The 17,884-nt window shown below is 57.4% G+C and carries 17 protein-coding genes; 11 read left to right on the forward strand and 6 right to left on the reverse strand.

Annotation, left to right across the window (positions count from 1 at the left end; genetic code table 11):
• The first annotated feature begins 248 nt into the window (after positions 1–248).
• From rhaB to rhaM, 9 genes are all read left to right on the forward strand, one after another.
• A complete protein-coding gene (gene rhaB, locus ACMYSK_RS18855; protein WP_434637714.1) occupies positions 249–1,715 on the forward strand; it encodes a rhamnulokinase in 1,467 nt (488 codons plus the stop codon).
• Positions 1,712–2,971 carry an L-rhamnose isomerase gene (rhaA, locus tag ACMYSK_RS18860; RefSeq protein ID WP_434637716.1) on the forward strand — a complete coding sequence of 420 codons (1,260 nt, stop codon included), beginning with the start codon at positions 1,712–1,714 and terminating at the stop codon, positions 2,969–2,971. The genes rhaB and rhaA overlap by 4 nt, the downstream gene beginning before the upstream one ends.
• Before the next feature lie 110 nt (positions 2,972–3,081).
• Positions 3,082–3,912 carry a rhamnulose-1-phosphate aldolase gene (gene rhaD, locus ACMYSK_RS18865; RefSeq protein ID WP_434637718.1) on the forward strand — a complete coding sequence of 277 codons (831 nt, stop codon included), beginning with the start codon at positions 3,082–3,084 and terminating at the stop codon, positions 3,910–3,912.
• 176 nt (positions 3,913–4,088) lie between these two features.
• Complete coding sequence (gene rhaS / locus ACMYSK_RS18870) at positions 4,089–5,075, forward strand: rhamnose ABC transporter substrate-binding protein (RefSeq protein ID WP_434637720.1); 987 nt, start codon at positions 4,089–4,091, stop codon at positions 5,073–5,075.
• A 50-nt stretch (positions 5,076–5,125) separates the two neighbouring features.
• Positions 5,126–6,637: a sugar ABC transporter ATP-binding protein gene (locus tag ACMYSK_RS18875; RefSeq protein ID WP_434637722.1), complete on the forward strand. Its 1,512-nt coding sequence runs from the start codon at positions 5,126–5,128 to the stop codon at positions 6,635–6,637.
• The gene (locus tag ACMYSK_RS18880) at positions 6,634–7,641 is read left to right on the forward strand and encodes an ABC transporter permease (RefSeq protein WP_434644199.1); all 1,008 of its coding nucleotides are present in this window, start codon (positions 6,634–6,636) and stop codon (positions 7,639–7,641) included. The genes ACMYSK_RS18875 and ACMYSK_RS18880 overlap by 4 nt, the downstream gene beginning before the upstream one ends.
• Positions 7,638–8,642: an ABC transporter permease gene (locus tag ACMYSK_RS18885; RefSeq protein WP_434637724.1), complete on the forward strand. Its 1,005-nt coding sequence runs from the start codon at positions 7,638–7,640 to the stop codon at positions 8,640–8,642. Before ACMYSK_RS18880 ends, ACMYSK_RS18885 begins: the two co-directional genes overlap by 4 nt.
• A 99-nt stretch (positions 8,643–8,741) precedes the next feature.
• Entirely contained in the window at positions 8,742–9,890 is a 1,149-nt protein-coding gene (gene fucO / locus ACMYSK_RS18890) for a lactaldehyde reductase (protein ID WP_434644202.1), read from the forward strand.
• Positions 9,887–10,201, forward strand: a complete 315-nt coding sequence (gene rhaM / locus ACMYSK_RS18895) for an L-rhamnose mutarotase (protein ID WP_434637726.1) — start codon at positions 9,887–9,889, stop codon at positions 10,199–10,201. Before fucO ends, rhaM begins: the two co-directional genes overlap by 4 nt.
• Before the next feature lie 80 nt (positions 10,202–10,281).
• Here rhaM and ACMYSK_RS18900 read toward each other — a convergent pair whose 3' ends face one another.
• The 4 genes from ACMYSK_RS18900 to ACMYSK_RS18915 form a co-directional block, all read right to left on the reverse strand.
• Complete coding sequence (locus tag ACMYSK_RS18900; protein WP_434637727.1) at positions 10,282–11,547, reverse strand: MFS transporter; 1,266 nt, start codon at positions 11,545–11,547, stop codon at positions 10,282–10,284.
• 41 nt (positions 11,548–11,588) lie between these two features.
• On the reverse strand, positions 11,589–13,712 hold the full coding sequence (locus tag ACMYSK_RS18905) for an alpha-galactosidase (RefSeq protein ID WP_434637729.1): 2,124 nt from the start codon (positions 13,710–13,712) through the stop codon (positions 11,589–11,591).
• Positions 13,713–13,825: 113 nt separating this feature from the next.
• On the reverse strand, positions 13,826–14,821 hold the full coding sequence (locus tag ACMYSK_RS18910; RefSeq protein WP_434637731.1) for a substrate-binding domain-containing protein: 996 nt from the start codon (positions 14,819–14,821) through the stop codon (positions 13,826–13,828).
• Positions 14,822–14,910: 89 nt separating this feature from the next.
• Positions 14,911–15,459, reverse strand: a complete 549-nt coding sequence (locus ACMYSK_RS18915; protein ID WP_434637733.1) for a helix-turn-helix domain-containing protein — start codon at positions 15,457–15,459, stop codon at positions 14,911–14,913.
• Positions 15,460–15,559: 100 nt separating this feature from the next.
• Here ACMYSK_RS18915 and ACMYSK_RS18920 point away from each other — a divergent pair, with 100 nt between their 5' ends.
• Both ACMYSK_RS18920 and ACMYSK_RS18925 read left to right on the forward strand, forming a co-directional pair.
• Positions 15,560–16,219, forward strand: coding sequence for an AzlC family ABC transporter permease (locus ACMYSK_RS18920; RefSeq protein ID WP_434637734.1), 660 nt, complete (start codon positions 15,560–15,562; stop codon positions 16,217–16,219).
• A complete protein-coding gene (locus ACMYSK_RS18925; protein ID WP_434637736.1) occupies positions 16,219–16,542 on the forward strand; it encodes an AzlD domain-containing protein in 324 nt (107 codons plus the stop codon). Before ACMYSK_RS18920 ends, ACMYSK_RS18925 begins: the two co-directional genes overlap by 1 nt.
• Positions 16,543–16,582: 40 nt before the next feature.
• On the opposite strand, the gene ACMYSK_RS18930 is transcribed toward ACMYSK_RS18925, so the two are convergent.
• Both ACMYSK_RS18930 and fdhD read right to left on the reverse strand, forming a co-directional pair.
• Positions 16,583–16,795, reverse strand: a complete 213-nt coding sequence (locus ACMYSK_RS18930; protein WP_434637738.1) for a YdgH/BhsA/McbA-like domain containing protein — start codon at positions 16,793–16,795, stop codon at positions 16,583–16,585.
• Between the two features lie 127 nt (positions 16,796–16,922).
• Positions 16,923–17,759: a formate dehydrogenase accessory sulfurtransferase FdhD gene (gene fdhD / locus ACMYSK_RS18935; protein WP_434637740.1), complete on the reverse strand. Its 837-nt coding sequence runs from the start codon at positions 17,757–17,759 to the stop codon at positions 16,923–16,925.
• Positions 17,760–17,884 lie beyond the last annotated feature (125 nt).

A 17,884-nucleotide genomic window follows, 5' to 3' on the forward strand; every position in this document is an offset into this window, starting at 1 on the left:
ATCCGGCCTTCAATTTTTAACCGCAAACATCGTAAATCCTGCCGCTTTTTCAAGAAACAGCCGGAAAGATCGGGAACTGCGGACAACATCACATCCCCGCCCCAGGCCCCCATGAACAGGAACTGTGAGCTTCCTCACGGTCATCTTTGCTTTCTTGCCAGCCGCCTGTTTTCCCTGTCAGTGGCAAGAAGGTGTCAGATTCACGACTTTTTTAGACTGCTGACAATGATTTTCACAAGGATCTCCCCATGAGTTTTCGTCATTGTGTAGCCGTTGATTTAGGCGCCTCCAGCGGGCGGGTGATGCTTGCCAGCTATGAATGCGGGCCGCGCACGCTAACGCTGCGCGAAATTCACCGCTTTACTAATAGCCTGCAAAAGGTGGATGGCTACGACTGCTGGGATGTCGACCGTCTGGAAGGTGAAATTCGCCGCGGACTGGTAAAGGTCTGTGAGCAGGGCATTCTCATCGACAGTATCGGGATTGATACCTGGGGCGTGGATTACGTCCTGCTGAATGAGCACGGACAGCGCGTGGGCCTGCCGGTCTCCTATCGCGACGCCCGGACCCACGGTCTGATGCTTCATGCCGAAGAGCAGATAGGTCGCGCCGAAATCTACCGCCGCAGCGGCATCCAGTTTATGCCCTTCAATACCCTTTATCAGCTACGTGCGCTGGTTGAGCAGCAGCCGGAGCTGGTCAGCCAGGTTTCGCATGCGCTGCTGATCCCGGACTATTTCAGCTTCCGCCTCACCGGCAAACTGAACTGGGAATACACCAACGCTACTACCACCCAACTGGTCAATATTAATAGCGATAGCTGGGATGAAGATCTGCTGAACTGGAGCGGCGCGCCGCGCGCCTGGTTTGGCACTCCCAGCCATCCCGGTAACGTGATCGGCCACTGGATATGCCCGCAGGGCAACGCCATTCCGGTGGTGGCCGTCGCCAGCCACGATACCGCCAGCGCAGTGATAGCCGTCCCGCAGCAGGATCCTGACGCCGCCTGGCTCTCTTCCGGTACCTGGTCGCTGATGGGTTTTGAAAGCAAAACCCCGTACACCGGCAGCGATGCCCTGCAGGCCAATATCACCAATGAAGGTGGTGCCGAAGGGCGCTATCGGGTGCTGAAAAATATCATGGGACTTTGGCTGCTACAGCGTGTGCTGAAAGAACAAAACGTCGGCGACCTCTCAGCGCTTATCGCCCGTACCGAGCGGCTTCCGGCCTGTCGCTTTGTGATTGACTGCAACGACGATCGCTTTATCAATCCGCCCAATATGAGCGCCGAAATTCAGGCCGCCTGCCGTGAATCCGGGCAGCCGGTTCCCAACGACGACGCCGAACTGGCTCGCTGTATTTTTGACAGCCTGGCTCTGCTGTACGCCCGTGTACTCCGCGAACTGGCCCAGCTCCGGGGCCGGCCATTCAGCCAGCTGCATATCGTGGGCGGCGGCTGCCAGAACGAATTACTCAATCAGCTGTGTGCCGACGCCTGCGGCATCACCGTCGTCGCGGGCCCCGTAGAGGCCTCCACGCTGGGCAATATTGGCATCCAGCTGATGACCCTGGACGAGCTGAATAACGTCGACGATTTCCGTCAGGTGGTACGCCGCAACTCCGCGCTGACCACTTTTACCCCCAATCCTGAACATGAAATTGCCCGCTTCGTGGCGCAGTTTCAGCCACAACAGACTAAGGAGCTTTGCGCATGACCACTCAACTTGAACAAGCCTGGGACATTGCTAAACAGCGCTACGCTGCCGTTGGCGTGGATGTCGAGGAGGCCCTGCGTCAGCTGGACCGGCTGCCCGTTTCGATGCACTGCTGGCAGGGCGATGACGTCGCCGGCTTTGAAAACCCGGAGGGGAACCTGACGGGCGGTATTCAGGCCACGGGAAACTATCCGGGCAAAGCCCGTAACGCCAGCGAGCTGCGCGCCGACCTTGAGCAGGCGTTAAGTCTGATTCCAGGGCCGAAACGCCTGAATCTGCACGCGCTCTATCTGGAATCAGACACGCCGGTGGCACGCAATGAAATCAAACCAGAACATTTCCGCAACTGGGTTGAGTGGGCCAAAACCAATAAGCTGGGGCTGGATTTTAACCCCTCCTGTTTCTCCCACCCGCTGAGCGCCGACGGTTTTACGCTGTCTCACGCCAACGACGAAATCCGCCAGTTCTGGATCGATCACTGCAAAGCCAGCCGTCGCGTCTCTGCGTATTTCGGCGAGCAGCTGGGCACGCCGTCGGTGATGAATATCTGGATCCCCGACGGTATGAAAGATATTACCGTTGACCGTTTTGCCCCGCGCCAACGTCTGCTCAATGCGCTGGATGAGGTCATCAGCGAAAAACTCGACCCGGCGCATCATATCGATGCCGTAGAGAGCAAGCTGTTCGGTATCGGCGCGGAAAGCTACACCGTTGGCTCCAACGAGTTCTACATGGGTTACGCCACCAGCCGCCAGACCGCTCTGTGCCTGGATGCCGGCCACTTCCATCCAACGGAGGTGATTTCTGACAAGATCTCCGCCGCCATGCTCTATATCCCGCGCCTGCTGCTGCACGTGAGCCGTCCGGTACGCTGGGATAGCGACCACGTTGTGCTGCTGGATGATGAAACCCAGGCCATCGCCAGCGAAATTATCCGCCACAACCTGTTCGACCGCGTACATATCGGCCTCGATTTCTTTGATGCCTCAATTAACCGCATCGCCGCATGGGTGATCGGGACCCGCAACATGAAAAAAGCGCTGCTGCGTGCCTTGCTGGAACCGACTGAACAGCTGCGTCAGCTGGAAGCTGATGGCGACTACACCGCCCGTCTGGCCCTGCTGGAAGAGCAGAAATGCCTGCCGTGGCAGGCTGCCTGGGAGATGTACTGTCAGCGCCACGACACCCCGGCAGGCAGCCAGTGGCTGGATAGCGTCCGGGCCTATGAAACAGCGGTTTTAAGTCAACGCGGCTAATCATCATTGCCGGATAGCGGCTTACGGGAACGGCATTTTATGCCGTTTCGTAGCCCGGACAGGTGCACGGCACCGCCTCCGGGATATTCATCAACAGGAAACACAAGACTATGCACAACATCATCAACGCCTGGTTCGTCCAGGGCATGATTAAAGCCACGACTGATGCCTGGCTGAAGGGCTGGGATGAACGCAACGGCGGTAATCTGACGCTACGCCTTGACGAGGCGGATATCGAACCGTTCGCGGCCGATTTTCACGCGAAACCGCGCTACATCGCTCTGAGCCAGCCGATGCCAACGCTGGCAAACCAGCCGTTTATCGTCACCGGTTCCGGGAAGTTTTTCCGTAACGTCCAGCTCGATCCTGCCGCCAATCTTGGCGTGGTGAAGGTAGACAGCGATGGTGCGGGATACCACGTGTTATGGGGACTGACGGACGATGCGGTGCCAACATCTGAATTACCAGCGCATTTTCTCTCCCACAGCGAGCGCATTAAGCTGACCCACGGCAAAGACCGCGTGATCATGCACTGCCACGCGACCAACCTGATTGCCCTGACCTATGTCCTGGAGAACAACAGCGATCTGTTCACCCGCAAGCTGTGGGAAGGCAGTACCGAATGTCTGGTGGTCTTCCCGGACGGGGTAGGTATTCTGCCGTGGATGGTGCCGGGTACCGATGAAATCGGCCAGGCCACCGCCCTGGAAATGCGCAAACACTCGCTGGTGCTGTGGCCATTCCACGGCGTCTTCGGCAGCGGCCCGACGCTGGACGAAACTTTCGGCCTTATTGATACCGCCGAAAAGTCTGCCGAAGTACTGGTGAAAGTTTATTCCATGGGGGGCATGAAACAGACCATCACCCGCGAAGAGCTCATCGCTCTGGGCAAACGCTTTGCGGTGCAGCCCATGCAGTCCGCGTTAGACCTTTATCAATAACAACATCGCGCCCCGCTCACTGAGACGGGGCGAACTCTGTCACCTGCAAATCATTCCCCGCGTACTTCGCAATGCAGGAAGAGGGCAAGTTCCACGGATGGACGAGTCGTTAAAGCCCACGTATCTGCGCTGTGAAGAACAACGGGAATCTAACTCAATCATGTGGAGTAAAAGCAATGAAAACAAAGACAAGCTTGATCCTCACCGTTGCCATTCTGGCGTTGTCCGGTTCTGCTTTAGCTGAAGTAAAAATCGCCCTTGTGGCGAAATCATTGGGAAATGGATTCTTCGAAGCAGCGAACGTCGGCGCCCAGGAAGCGGCCAAAGAGTTAGGCGATGTTAAAGTGATTTACACCGGCCCGACCACCACCACGGCGGAAGCACAGATCGAGGTCCTTAACGGATTGATCGCCCAGGGAGTGGATGCGATCGCCATCTCCGCCAACGATCCTGATGCCGTGGTTCCGGTGTTGAAAAAAGCCATGCAGCGTGGGATCAAAGTGGTTTCCTGGGATTCCGGCGTTGCGCCGGCAGGTCGGCAAATCCATCTCAATCCATCCAATAATGCCCTGATTGGCGAAACCAATGTCCGGCTCGCCGCCGAGGCCCTAAAAGCCCTGAATGTCGACAAAGGCGATGTGGCAGTCTTAAGCGCCACGCCGACCTCAACGAACCAGAATATCTGGATCGAAGAGATGAAAAAGGTGCTGCCGAAGTACCCTTCCGTCAACCTGGTCACCGTGGCCTACGGCGACGATCTGTCGGACAAGAGCTACCGCGAAGCGGTGGGTCTGCTGAAGTCTTATCCCGATCTCAAAGTGATCGTCTCACCTTCCTCGGTCGGGATCGTCGCCGCCGCACAGGCGGTCAAGGATCAGGGCAAGATTGGTAAGGTCTACGTAACCGGGCTCGGACTACCGTCTGAAATGGCCGGGGCGATTAAATCCGGTGCCAGTAAAAGCTTCGCCATCTGGAACCCTATTGATCTGGGATACGCCGCCACCTATCTGGCTGATGACCTGGTCAAAGGGACGGCGAGCAAAACCGAAGCCAGTATGGGCAAGCTGGGTAAAGTACAGCTGGATGCCGACGGCAACGGCGCGATGGCGCAGCCGTTCGTCTACGATGCCAGCAACATCGATAAATTCTCAAAAATCTTTTGACCCCGTTCCCCTCTCCCGGCGCGGGGGAGGGGAAAAACTGGAGAATTATCATGACGGCATCCACTCCACTGCTGTCGCTTAAGGGTATCACCAAGGTTTTCCCCGGTGTGCGTGCCCTTGAGAACGTACAGCTCGATCTCTGGCCCGGCAAAGTGACCGCCTTAATCGGTGAAAACGGCGCCGGAAAATCCACGCTGGTCAAAGTGATGACCGGTATTTATCAGCCCGATGCGGGCGACATTCTTTATAAGGCTATCCCTATTCAGCTGCCTCATCCGCAGTCGGCGCACAAGATGGGGATCACCGCCATTCATCAGGAAACGGTCCTGTTTGATGAACTGTCGGTGACGGAGAATATTTTCGTCGGTCAGTACCGCTATACCGGGTTGCTGAAAAAGCTCGACTGGCCCGCTATGCATCAAAAAGCGCAGGAGATTCTCCAGCGGCTGGAGGTGCAAATTGACCCTCGTGCGACGTTGAAAACCCTGGGTATCGCCCAGCGCCATATGGTGGCGATAGCCCGAGCCCTCTCCTTCGACGCCCAGGTGGTGATTCTCGATGAACCTACGGCCGCGCTCTCTCAGCATGAGATTCTGGAGTTCTATCAAATCGTTGAGCGCCTTAAGCAGGACGGGAAAGCGATTCTGTTTATCTCGCATAAGTTTGACGAAATTTTCGAACTGGCTGACTACTACACCATTCTGCGCGATGGCGTCTACGTCAGCTCCGGCGCCATTAACGAGACAACCGAAGAGCGGATGGTGGCGATGATGGTCGGCCGTGCGATTACCCAAACCTACCCAAAAGTCGAGTGCACGCTGAGGGAAACGGTACTGGAGGTGAAAAACTTCGGCCATTCCACCGAGTTTGCCGATATCAATTTTTCACTGCGTAAAGGTGAGATTCTGGGCTTCTACGGTCTGGTCGGCGCCGGACGTACCGAGCTGATGCAGGCGCTCTCTGGAGTATCTCGTCCCGCTTGCGGAGAGATCGTGCTGAACGGCAAAGCGATGCGCTTTCGCCAGCCGGCGGACGCCATCCAGGCCGGAATTGTCTACGTACCGGAAGAGCGCCAGAAGCAAGGAGCGATTATCGCTCTGCCAATCGCACAGAACATTAGCCTGCCGCAACTGAGCAAACTCAATCCCAACGGAGTGCTTAATGCCGCCCGGGAATGGCGGCTGGCGAATGAGTATGCCACGCGTCTGCAGGTCAAGGCGTTTAACTGGCAGCAGACAGTAGAAACCCTCTCCGGCGGTAATCAGCAGAAAGTGGTGATCGGCAAATGGCTGGCTACGCACCCGGAGGTGATCATCCTCGATGAGCCTACCAAGGGGATCGACATCGGCTCAAAAGCGGCGGTGCATCAGTTTATGTCTGAACTGGTGGGCCAGGGGCTGGCGGTGATCATGGTGTCATCGGAGCTACCGGAAGTGATGGGGATGGCGGACCGTATCATCGTGATGCACGAAGGGCTGACGGTAGCTGAATATCGTGCGGGGGAAGCGACGGCGGAAACCATCGTCAGCGCCGCCAGCGGCATCGGCCGGGAGGCAGCATAATGGGACGACAGCTGCTTAGACATCGCGAAGCGCTGCTGGCGGTGGTCATCATTGTGATGATCGGCGCAATCGGCAGCCGGGCGCCGTCATTTATCACCCCAGGAAATCTGGTGGAGATGTTTAACGACACCGCCATTTTGATCATTCTTGCCCTCGGCCAGATGATGGTGCTGCTGACCAAAGGTATCGATCTGTCGATGGCCGCCAATCTGGCGCTAACCGGGATGATTGTCGCCCTGCTCAACGCCCACTACCCCGATGTACCGGTTTGGGCGCTGCTGATTCTGGCAACCCTGCTGGGTTTGCTGATGGGAATGATCAACGGCCTGCTGGTGTGGCGGGTAGGGATCCCGGCCATCGTGGTTACGCTCGGTACCATGAGTATCTATCGCGGCATTATCTTCCTGCTCTCCGACGGCGGCTGGGTCAACTCGCACCAGATGAGCGCAGATTTTCTCGGCCTGCCACGCGCCTCGCTGCTTGGACTGCCGCTCCTCAGCTGGTGCGCCATCGCCGCGCTGCTGCTGGTCGGCTATTTTCTGCGTTACAGCCGCACCGGCCGGGCGCTGTACACCGCAGGCGGCAACGCGACCGCGGCGTACTACACCGGGATCAATGCGGGGAAAATGCAGTTCATCAGCTTCTGCCTTTCCGGCGCCCTGGCGGGCTTTTGCGGCTATCTGTGGATCTCGCGTTTTGCTGTCGCCTACGTTGACGTCGCCAACGGCTTTGAATTGCAGGTCGTGGCCGCCTGCGTGATTGGCGGCATCAGTACGATGGGGGGAACCGGGCGCGTCATCGGCTGCCTGTGCGGAGCGCTGTTCCTCGGCATCATCAACAATGCCCTGCCGGTGATCGGCATCTCACCGTTCTGGCAAATGGCAATTTCCGGCGCGGTCATTGTCATCGCGGTGGTACTCAATGAACGCGGCAACAAGCGGCATGGGCGGTTAATTCTGCGCAGTGCGGTGGTGGCGGCGCAAAAACAGACGGTGAAATCATGAGCAAAATAATGACCTCGGAAGAGATGAGCAGCGTTACGCCTGCTCCGTCTCCGCTGCGCCGCCTGCTCTGCTGGGAAGGTTTTTTGCTGGCGGTCACTCTGGTGGTTTTCATCGCCAGCGCGCTGGCATCACCCTACTTCCTCAATATCTGGAACCTGTCGGACGCTACCTTCAACTTTACCGAGAAGGCGATCGTAGTCCTGCCGATGGCGATGTTGATTATTGCCCGGGAAATCGACCTCTCGGTTGCCTCCACCATGGCGTTGAGCTCAACGGCGATGGGTTTTTGCGCCGCAGCGGGGATGGATACGCCGCTGCTGGTTGCCGTGGGGCTGGGAGTGGGTCTGCTGTGCGGCCTGTTTAACGGCCTGCTGGTCACGCGCCTGAATCTGTCGTCGATAGTGATTACCATCGGCACCATGAGCCTGTATCGCGGTATGACCTACATTCTGCTGGGCGACAAAGCACTGAATCACTATCCAGACAGCTTCGCCTGGTTCGGCCAGGGCTATGCATGGGGTGCGCTCTCCTTTGAGTTCGCGCTGTTTATCCTTCTCGCCATCGCCTTCACTTTCCTGTTGCACAAAACCAACTTTGGCCGCCGCACCTACGCGATAGGCAATAACCCAACCGGAGCCTGGTTTTCCGGCATCAACGTTAAACGCCACAACCTCGTGCTGTTTGCGCTGGTTGGGCTGATGTCCGGGCTGGCCGCCGTGCTGTTGACCTCCCGGCTTGGCAGCACCCGCCCGACCCTCGCCATGGGCTGGGAGCTGGCGGTTGTGACGATGGCGGTACTCGGCGGTATCAATATTCTCGGCGGTTCCGGCAGCATGGTAGGGGTGATTATCGCCGCCTTCCTGATGGGCCTGGTGACCTTTGGCCTGAGCCTGCTCAACGTGCCGGGCATTGTTATGTCAATCATCATCGGGGCGATGTTGATTGTGGTGATTTCACTGCCGGTCATTACCCGACGGGTGATGCACCGAAGACGGATCTAATGCCGGGGGGCGCTGCATTTACCCGGCCTGCGAGTGCGTAGGCCGGCGCAAGTGCAGCGCTGCCGGGTATAAAAATCACAGTCATTAAGGAGAATTATGATGAGTTTTATGTTGGCACTTCCCAAAATCAGCCTCCACGGCGCGGGTGCAATCGGCGATATGGTGAATCTGGTCGCGGATAAGCAGTGGGGCAAAGCGCTGATCGTCACCGACGGTCAACTGGTGAAGCTGGGCCTGCTCGACAGCCTGTTCGCCGCGCTGGATAAGCAGCAGATGTCTTATTATCTGTTCGATGAGGTGTTTCCTAATCCTACCGAGGCGCTGGTACAAAAAGGCTACGCGGCGTATCAGGATGCAGGTTGTGATTACCTTATCGCCTTTGGCGGAGGGAGTCCGATTGATACCGCCAAAGCGGTAAAAATCCTTACCGCTAACCCGGGGCCTTCCACTGCTTACTCCGGCGTCGGCAAGGTGAAAAATGCCGGCGTCCCGCTGGTAGCAATTAATACGACAGCCGGTACGGCGGCGGAGATGACCAGCAACGCGGTGATTATCGACTCCGGTCGCCAGGTCAAAGAAGTAATTATCGACCCGAATATCATCCCGGATATTGCGGTAGATGACGCCAGCGTGATGCTGGATATTCCGCCGTCCATCACCGCTGCAACCGGGATGGATGCCCTGACTCACGCTATCGAAGCATTTGTTTCCGTCGGTGCCCATCCGCTTACCGACGCGAACGCCCTGGAGGCCATTCGCCTGATTGCGCTGTGGCTGCCAAAGGCCGTTGAGGACGGGCATAACCTCGAGGCCCGCGAACAAATGGCATTCGGCCAGTATCTGGCGGGCATGGCATTTAACAGCGCCGGGCTGGGGCTGGTCCATGCGCTGGCGCATCAGCCCGGCGCCACCCACAACCTGCCGCATGGCGTCTGCAACGCTATCCTGCTGCCGGTTATTGAAAACTTTAACCGCCCGAATGCCGTCGCACGCTTTGCCCGAGTGGCACAGGCCATGGGCGTAGACATGCACGGCCTGAGCGATGAAGCCGCCAGCATCGAGGCCATTAGCGCTATTCGCGCGCTGAGCAACCGGGTCGGTATCCCGCAAGGCTTCAGCCAGCTTGGCATCACCAAAGCGGATATCGAAGGCTGGCTGGATAAAGCCCTGGCCGACCCCTGCGCGCCGTGCAACCCGCGTAGCGCCAGCCGCGATGAGGTCCGCGAGCTCTATCTGGAGGCCTTATGATCCGCAAAGCCTTTGTCATGCAGGTCAACCCGGATGCGCATGAGGAGTACCAGCGCCGCCATACACCCATCTGGCCAGAGCTGGAAGCGGTGCTCAAGGCGCACGGCGCGCACCACTACGCGATTTATCTCGATGCCACGCGCCACCTGCTCTTCGCCACGGTAGAAATTGAATCTGAGGCACGGTGGAATGCGGTCGCCAGCACCGATGTTTGCCAGCGCTGGTGGCGCCATATGCGGGATGTCATGGCCACCCATGCCGATAACAGCCCGCTCAGCGATGAGCTCACCGAGGTATTTTTCCTCGACTAACTCGCCCGGGAACCGGGCATAAAGACACGACGCCGCGGGTCACTGCGGCGTCGTGATTTGTGTGCGGCTGGCCCGTACGATCAGGTCGTCATCGCTTTGCCCTCAACGCTCCCCAGGGCGGTTTTACCCGACAGAGTGAACGCCGAGATAACGGTTACCACCAGCGCGATACCACCGAGAATAAGATAGGTGTCCTGGAAACCAATCCGGTCATACATATTGCCGGCAAATGCGGAGAGGAAAATCGCCGCCACCTGCTTGGCAAACTGGAAACCAACCAGATAAATCGTCGCCGACAGACGGGTATCGAAAACGCCGGTAATGTATTTAAATGCCCCCACCAGCAGGAACGGGACCTCGAGCGCGTGCAGCATTTTCAGCGCCACCACCTCCAGCGCGGTGGTCGCAAAAGATGAGCCGATCATGCGAGCCGCCATTACCGTCCCGGCAATCAACAAGGTATTTTTGGCGCCAATACGGTTAATAATCCACGGCGAGCAGAACATGATAATGGCATTGCAGATCTCCCCGGCGGTGGTGGCAAAGCCAAATGCCCGGGTTCCCGCTTCCGGCGTGGCGAAGTAGGATTTGAAGAAAGTGGCAAACTGCTGATCGAACACGTCATAGACGCAGGCAACGCCAACCACATACAAAATAAACATCCACATTTTACGCTGGCGGAACATGCGCACTGCGGTTTTCAAATCCACGGCGGGACGATTGGCTCCCAGAGAGTCCAGCACCTGAGTCGCCTGGCTGGCCTGCGGCTTAGCGATAGCCACCAGCACCAGCAGCAGCAATGCCGCGGCCGATCCCATCCAGAATACCCATTCAGGGTTCACGCTAAACAGCATTCCCGCCGTGGTGGCGCACAGCGCCCATCCCAGACAGCCAAAGGTACGCGCTTTCCCGTACTCAAACCCGCTATTACGACTGACGCGCTCGATATACGCCTCCATCGCTCCGGCGCCTGCGGAAAAAACAAAGCCGATATAGGCACCGCCGCTTAACGCGCCGATCCAGATATTGGTTTTTAATAACGGCGCAAACACGTAAAGGAAGAACGGCGCAATCAGCACCAGCAGGACGGAGACGACCCACATCAGATGCTTCTTCAGCCCCAGTTTATCCGAGATAACGCCCAGCACTGGCTGAAAACAAATCGCAAAAAGAGACAGACTGGAAAACACGATGCCGGTCTCGGTCTTGTTCAGCCCAATAACGTCCGACAGCCAGATCGGCAGAAACGGAAAGCAGGTGGCCATGATGAAGAAGTAGAGAAAGAAGAACAGCCCGAAAATCCAGAAGTTAGGGTTGTTTTTATGGGTACAGGCGGTCGGGTTCATTTTGTATTCCTCAATAAGGGCCGCCGGGCGGCCCATTGCCATCACACGCGTTGCAGACCAATCAAAATGGCGCTTTCCGGATCGAGAATCGGCAGCGCCAGTCCCGCCTGTTGCAGCCACTCGCCGCTCACCGTTTGCGGTGAGGTCATCCACGCCGGTAGCCTGCGCATGGTGTGGCCTCCTTCCCCCGTTATCTGAATATTCGGGTGATCAAGGAGCGTAATGCGATAGCGCGCTCCCGCCTCCAGACCCGCCATGCGCAGCGGTGCCATCAGGCCATAATCCGGCATCGCCAGCTGGCTCACGAGAAACAGGGCCTGGCTCTTATCTTCGCTGACCACGCCGTGCGCCAGGGTGGTAGCGTCTGGCATATCCAGCCGCCACTGCACGCCATGATGGATAACGTCGCGCCACTGCTTATGGAGCGCCGCATACTTGCGGTAGCCTGCGCGCTCCTGTTCATCGGCGCTGACCGGATCCAGCTCCAGCCCCATATGGCCAAACAGCGCGGTCAGCCCGCGAAAGGCGATACTGTGCTGACGAAACGTCGCATGACAATGCCGGTTGCCAATATGCGCGCCCATCACTTCCGGCGGGAAGAAATAGCTCATGCCGCGCTGGATGGTATTGCGCTCCAGCGCATCGTTATTATCCGAAGCCCAGAAACGGTGACTGCGTTTGAGTACTTCGTAATCGATGCGCCCACCGCCGGAAGAACAGGATTCAAACTCGATATGCGGGAAGCGAGCGACCAGGGTATCCAGCAGACGATAAAACTGACGGGTTTGCGCATCGGCCGCTGCTTTACCGTTATGCGCCGGCTGCACCAGCTCACGGTTCATATCCCACTTCACGTAATCAACCTGGTGTTCGCCAAGCAGCCAGCTCATCCGCGCCAGCAGATAGTCGAACGCCTCGGGAATATTGAGGTTCAGAACATATTGATGACGCCCGGTCGGTGGCGTATAGCCCGGCAGTGCAAGGACCCAGTCCGGGTGCGCACGATACAGATCCGAATTTGGATTAATCATTTCCGGTTCAACCCAGATACCAAATTCCATGCCCAGCGACTTCACATGTTCAATCACCGGCGTCAGGCCGTTGGGGTATTTTTTCTCATCGAGATACCAGTCGCCAAGCGCCGCCCAATCATCGTTGCGCCCTTTAAACCAGCCATCGTCAATAATGAAACGCTCGACGCCCAGCGTCGCCGCTTCATCAGCCATGCGCATGATGTATTGCGGGTCATGGTCGAAGTAAATCCCTTCCCAGGTATTGAGATGTACCGGGCGCGGTTTATTGTCCGGAAAGCGAATGATCTGCTGACGAAGATAGCGGTGGAACTGTTGGCTCATGCCGTTCAGCCCCTGCGTGGAATAGCTGGCGTAGAGGCTGGGTGTCCACAGCGTGTCCCCTTCCGCCAGCGCCATTTCCCCCGGCAGATATAAGGCTTCCGCCTGCAAATAACGCCGACCGTCGGTTTTCACTTCCGCGCGCAGGCGGTGGTTGCCGCTCCAGCCAAGGTGAACGCCCCACACCTCGCCCTCCATTTCTCGAAACGATGGACTGCCGGTAATCAGCGCTGGAAAATGCTCATGGGATGTTCGCCCCCGGCGATTTTCCAGCACAAAGCTGTCGTGCTCCAGGGTCAGGCGGTGCGGCTGAAATTCACGGATCCAGCGGCCGTGGAACGCCATGACCTCGCGGGCGCGTTCGGCAACCGGCAGCGTCACGGCCAGGCGGTCAACCTGCCAGGGCTGCGGGTGAAGATTAGTTAAACCGTGTCGGACGCGCAGGACACCGCTGCTATCGAGCTCAATCTCGCTGACCAGACGCAGGCCAGCGTGTTTATCTTCACTGGTAATCGTTAAATTCTGCCCCTCCTGGGCGACTTCCGTCGTGGCGAAGACCGGCGAGCCATCCAGCCCCTGACGATGCCCTTCGATCCCCGGCGCACCGAACAGGCCGTGGCCCAGCTCGGCCATTAAGGTGACCGGCGAATCAACATCGAGGCGGCCGTTGGCGATTGGGCGAGCAAGACTGTCAGCATCCTGCGGCGAAAAGTGGGCTACATGCGGCCCCCAGTAGATAATTTCGGCGAAAGGGTGGGTTTTTATCACCACATCAACCGTGGCGCTTTGCAGGCGTAAAATCGAATCAGACATCAGACATCTCCACAACAAGGAATGCCTTACTGTTGATCCGAAACGTTTCGGGTAACAACCAAAACGTTTCGGATCCGTGATCGAGTGCAGAAATTAGCGTCGCGGAAGGAGGATCAGGCGGTTTCGCCGGGGATGAATTCAGGCTGCCATAGCACCTGTAAAGAGGAGAGATCGTCACCGGCAATCAGCCGCCGGACCATATCGGCAATCTGTCGGCCGACGCCCTGGCGAGTGGACTGAATCACGGCAGCCACCTGGGTATCGATAATACTGTCCTGCGGCAATCCGTCGTAGACCACCAATGACACACGACTATCGCCGGTCAGTCTTCCCAGCTGCGAGAGCGCCATTGCCGCGCCGTCGCCGTGCGAATTACAGTCAGTGACGATCGCCGTCGGCGGCTCTGGCTGGCGTAAAAGCTCCAGCGTCGCCTGGTATCCACCGCGCCGGGTGGGCGGTACGCTGCGCAGCCAACTGTCTGACAGACCGGCTTCGCGTAGCGCATCCAGATACCCGTTACGCCGCTGAGAGATAAATGCCTGACTGTTGTTTTCTCCCAGCAGGGCGATGCGTCGATGGCCCTGGCTGATTAAATAGCGGGTCGCACGATACGTGCCGGCATAGTTATCAAAATCAAACCAGGCATAGGGCTGAGGTAGTCGGCTACGGCCAAGAGCAAGGAAAGGAAAACCGGAAGAGAGCAGCTGCGTCAGTCGCGGATCGTCATCCAGCGTGTGCGCCACGATCAGCGCATCAACCCGGCGGCTTTGTACCATGCGCATGTAGCCATGTTTATCCGCCTGTTCATCATCTGCTATCAGCAACAAATCAATTTCATAGCGCGCCAGCTCATGGCTGATTTCCCCGACCATATCGAGAAAGACGGTGTTATTCAGCGGGGCCGGACTCACCGGGAACACCAGACCCACGGCATCTATTTTGCCCATTTTAAGACGCCGGGCGAAGGTATTGGGCCGATAGCCGCGGCGTTTTGCCTCTGCCTCAACGCGGGCGCGCGTCTCCTGCGACACGTCGTCATATCCGTTTAACGCACGGCTGACGGTGGTGACCGAAATCCCAAGTTCTTTAGCAATGGCTTTCAGCGACATAAGTATCCCTGTCTTCGCGGAGAATGCGGCTAGTTTCCCGCAATACGGAGATGGCGTCCAGCAAGAGCCGTGGCACCCGCGCCCTCTCGTTAGTTCTGTTCAGCAACCAGGATAGCCTGCGTGTCCGGCTCCAGCGCCTGGAAAACATGCTCCTGATCCGCCGGATAACAGATGTAATCGCCCTCACCCAGCTCCTCCGGCGCTTCGGTCAACCCGACCCGCGCGCGTCCCTGGGTGATAATAATATGCTCTACCGACCCCGGCGGATGAGGATGAGAGACCCGATCGGCGCCAGGCTGCGTCAGCAATAAATAGATGTCGCGGCGGGCGCCCGGCGGACAGGTCGCCAGCAAAATAGCCTGGTAATGGGCCTGTTCGGCCACCACTTTGGTGCCTTCACCGCGGCGCAATACCTGTGTCTTTTGCGCCTGGGGTTCCAGCAGCTGCGCAAAAGGAATATCCAGCGCAACACAGAGGGCCCACAGCGTTTCCAGGCTCGGATTACCGTTGCCCGATTCCAGCTGCGATAAGGTTGATTTAGCAATACCCGCCCGGCGCGCCACTTCTGCCAGCGACAGCCCGGTTCGCGCACGTTCACGTACCAGACTTTTGGCAATCAGGCTAATTGGCTGTGTCATACACGGCTCCGCGTTTTTTATATCGAACGATTCGTTCGTCTTGAAAATCGATACTGTTGCGTTCATTATAATGGAAATTCGTTCGATATGGCTAAATAGTATGAAGCAGCAGCTCTCCTGTCTCAAAGCAGACACGATAAAAGCGATAGGCTTAGTGTGCCTGGCAGTCGGCATTGTCGGCGTGTCCTATGGCTCGCTGGCGATGGCCTATGGCTTCCCGGTCTGGGTCCCGTTTGTGCTCTCCATTTCGGTACTGGCAGGCGCGTCTGAGTTTATGTTTATTGGCATTATCGCCAGCGGTGGCAATCCTCTGGCCGCGGCGGCAGCGGGTTTGCTGGTCAACGCCCGCCATGTACCGTTCGGCGTCACGGTACGCGACCTGGTTGGCAAGCGCGGCGTCAGCCTGCTGGGCTGCCATATTATGAATGACGAAAGCGTGGTGTTCGGACTCTCGCAAAAAACACCGGAACAGCGTAAAGCCGCCTACTGGCTATGCGGCCTGGGCGTGGCGATCGTCTGGCCCGCAGGGGCTCTGTTCGGTGCCATGGTTGGAAAGCTGCTACCCGCCCCGGAAACCATCGGTCTGGATGCGGTATTCCCGGCAATATTGCTGGCGTTAGTGATACCGGCGTTTAAAAATCGCACCACCTTAATCCGCGCTTGCAGCGGCGCAGCGTTGTCCCTCGCAACAGTCCCCTTCGCACCGGTCGGTCTGCCGGTATTGCTCTCTCTGCTTGGCTTAATGGCGAGGAAAAAATAATGGCTGATATCACACTGTTTATCGTCGGCATGGCGATTTTATCGGCAGGAACCTATTTGATGCGTCTGGGCGGGGCGAAGCTCGGCAATCGGTTAGCGCTCTCTGAACGTTCTCAGGCGCTGCTTTCTGATGCGGCAACGGTGCTGCTGTTTTCTGTAGCCCTGGCGACTACTTTTTATGAAGGCGAGCATTTTTCCGGAATGGCGCGGGTGCTGGGGGTGGGTTTCGCCGTCTGTCTTGCCTGGTGCAAAATACCGCTGATCGTGGTGATTATCTCGGCAGCCGTGGTCACGGCGCTGCTACGCCTGGCCGGCATCCATTAAAAAAGCGCCCACAGGCGCTCTTTCGACGGTGATGCCAGTTTTATTTGTTCAGTTCCGCCGTCATGTGTACGCGGTTACCGGTGAAGGCTTCGGTGATAGTGTAAGAAGAAGCACCCGCGGCCTGCGCCTGGGCTGCGATTTTCGCTTCCGCGCCGTCCATTGTGGAGGAAGTTGCGCTCACTGACTGCGCAGCGAAAGCACCAAAGGAAGCGGTAAGAGCGATAACTGCAGCAAAAGTTTTGATGTTTTTCATGATGTAAATCCTTCATTTAGTTGTTTGGGTAAGGTGATTTGCCTTGATGTGATAAATAATAGACCTCACAACCCATGACTAAAAGCGGAAGGATTTGCTCTCATCATTCAAAAAAACTGAACTATATTTAACCTGCGTTCAACCGCTGCGGATGCGTGTAAACCGTCGCTCTGCCCGGTCGGCAAAAGCCCACCAGCGTCAGATTACAGCGCTCCGCGACTTCCACCGCCAGGGCGGTCGCAGCGGAAACCGCAAACAGGATTTCTACACCGCACATTGCCGCTTTCTGCACCATCTCGTAGCTGGCGCGGCTGGAAACCAGCGCCGCCCCAGACAGCCAGTCATCACCCTCTTCGACGCGTCGCCCGAGCAGTTTATCCAGTGCGACGTGCCGCCCGACATCCTCGTGCCCGCCCGCCAGCTCACCGTTCGGACGCAGCCAGGCCGCCGCGTGGGTGCAGCCGGTGATATGGCCAATCGGCTGTACATCGCGAAGCTGCTCCAGCGCGAGATCGAGATTGGCCAGGCGGAAGGTTTGCGTGAAAGGCAACGGTTTCACCGGCCTGCCGATATCGTTCAGTTGCTCAACGCCACAAACGCCGCACCCGGTTCGCCCGGCCAGCGCGCGCCGACGCTCTTTCAGCCCCATAAAACGACGGCTGGAAAGCTCGATCTGGACCTCCAGGCCGTTACATGCCTGCACCACCTCCATCCCATAAATCTCCCGTCGGTTTTCAATAATCCCTTCGGATAATGAAAAACCGACGGCAAATCGTTGCAGGTCTCTGGGAGAGGCCATCATGACAACGTGCGAGATACCGTTATAGACCAGCGCGACAGGAACTTCTTCGGCTAATTCGTCAGACTGCGGATGTTGCAAATTATCGCGCTTCCAGAGCGTGACCTGACGATATCCCGTGACATTTGTCACATTTTCAATTTGTTCGGGAGGGTTCTTATTCACTTTGTCTTAACCATATTGGAACAGGCATACACACAATGTGGTATTCTTTGCATACCCCTTCAAGTGAAAGGGTGATCAACCCCAATTCTGAACCTTTGCGGCCCTTACCGCAAAGTAAATAACTA

It is taken from the genome of Klebsiella sp. I138 (assembly GCF_051131765.1).
In the GTDB taxonomy this organism is placed as follows: Bacteria; Pseudomonadota; Gammaproteobacteria; order Enterobacterales; family Enterobacteriaceae; genus Klebsiella.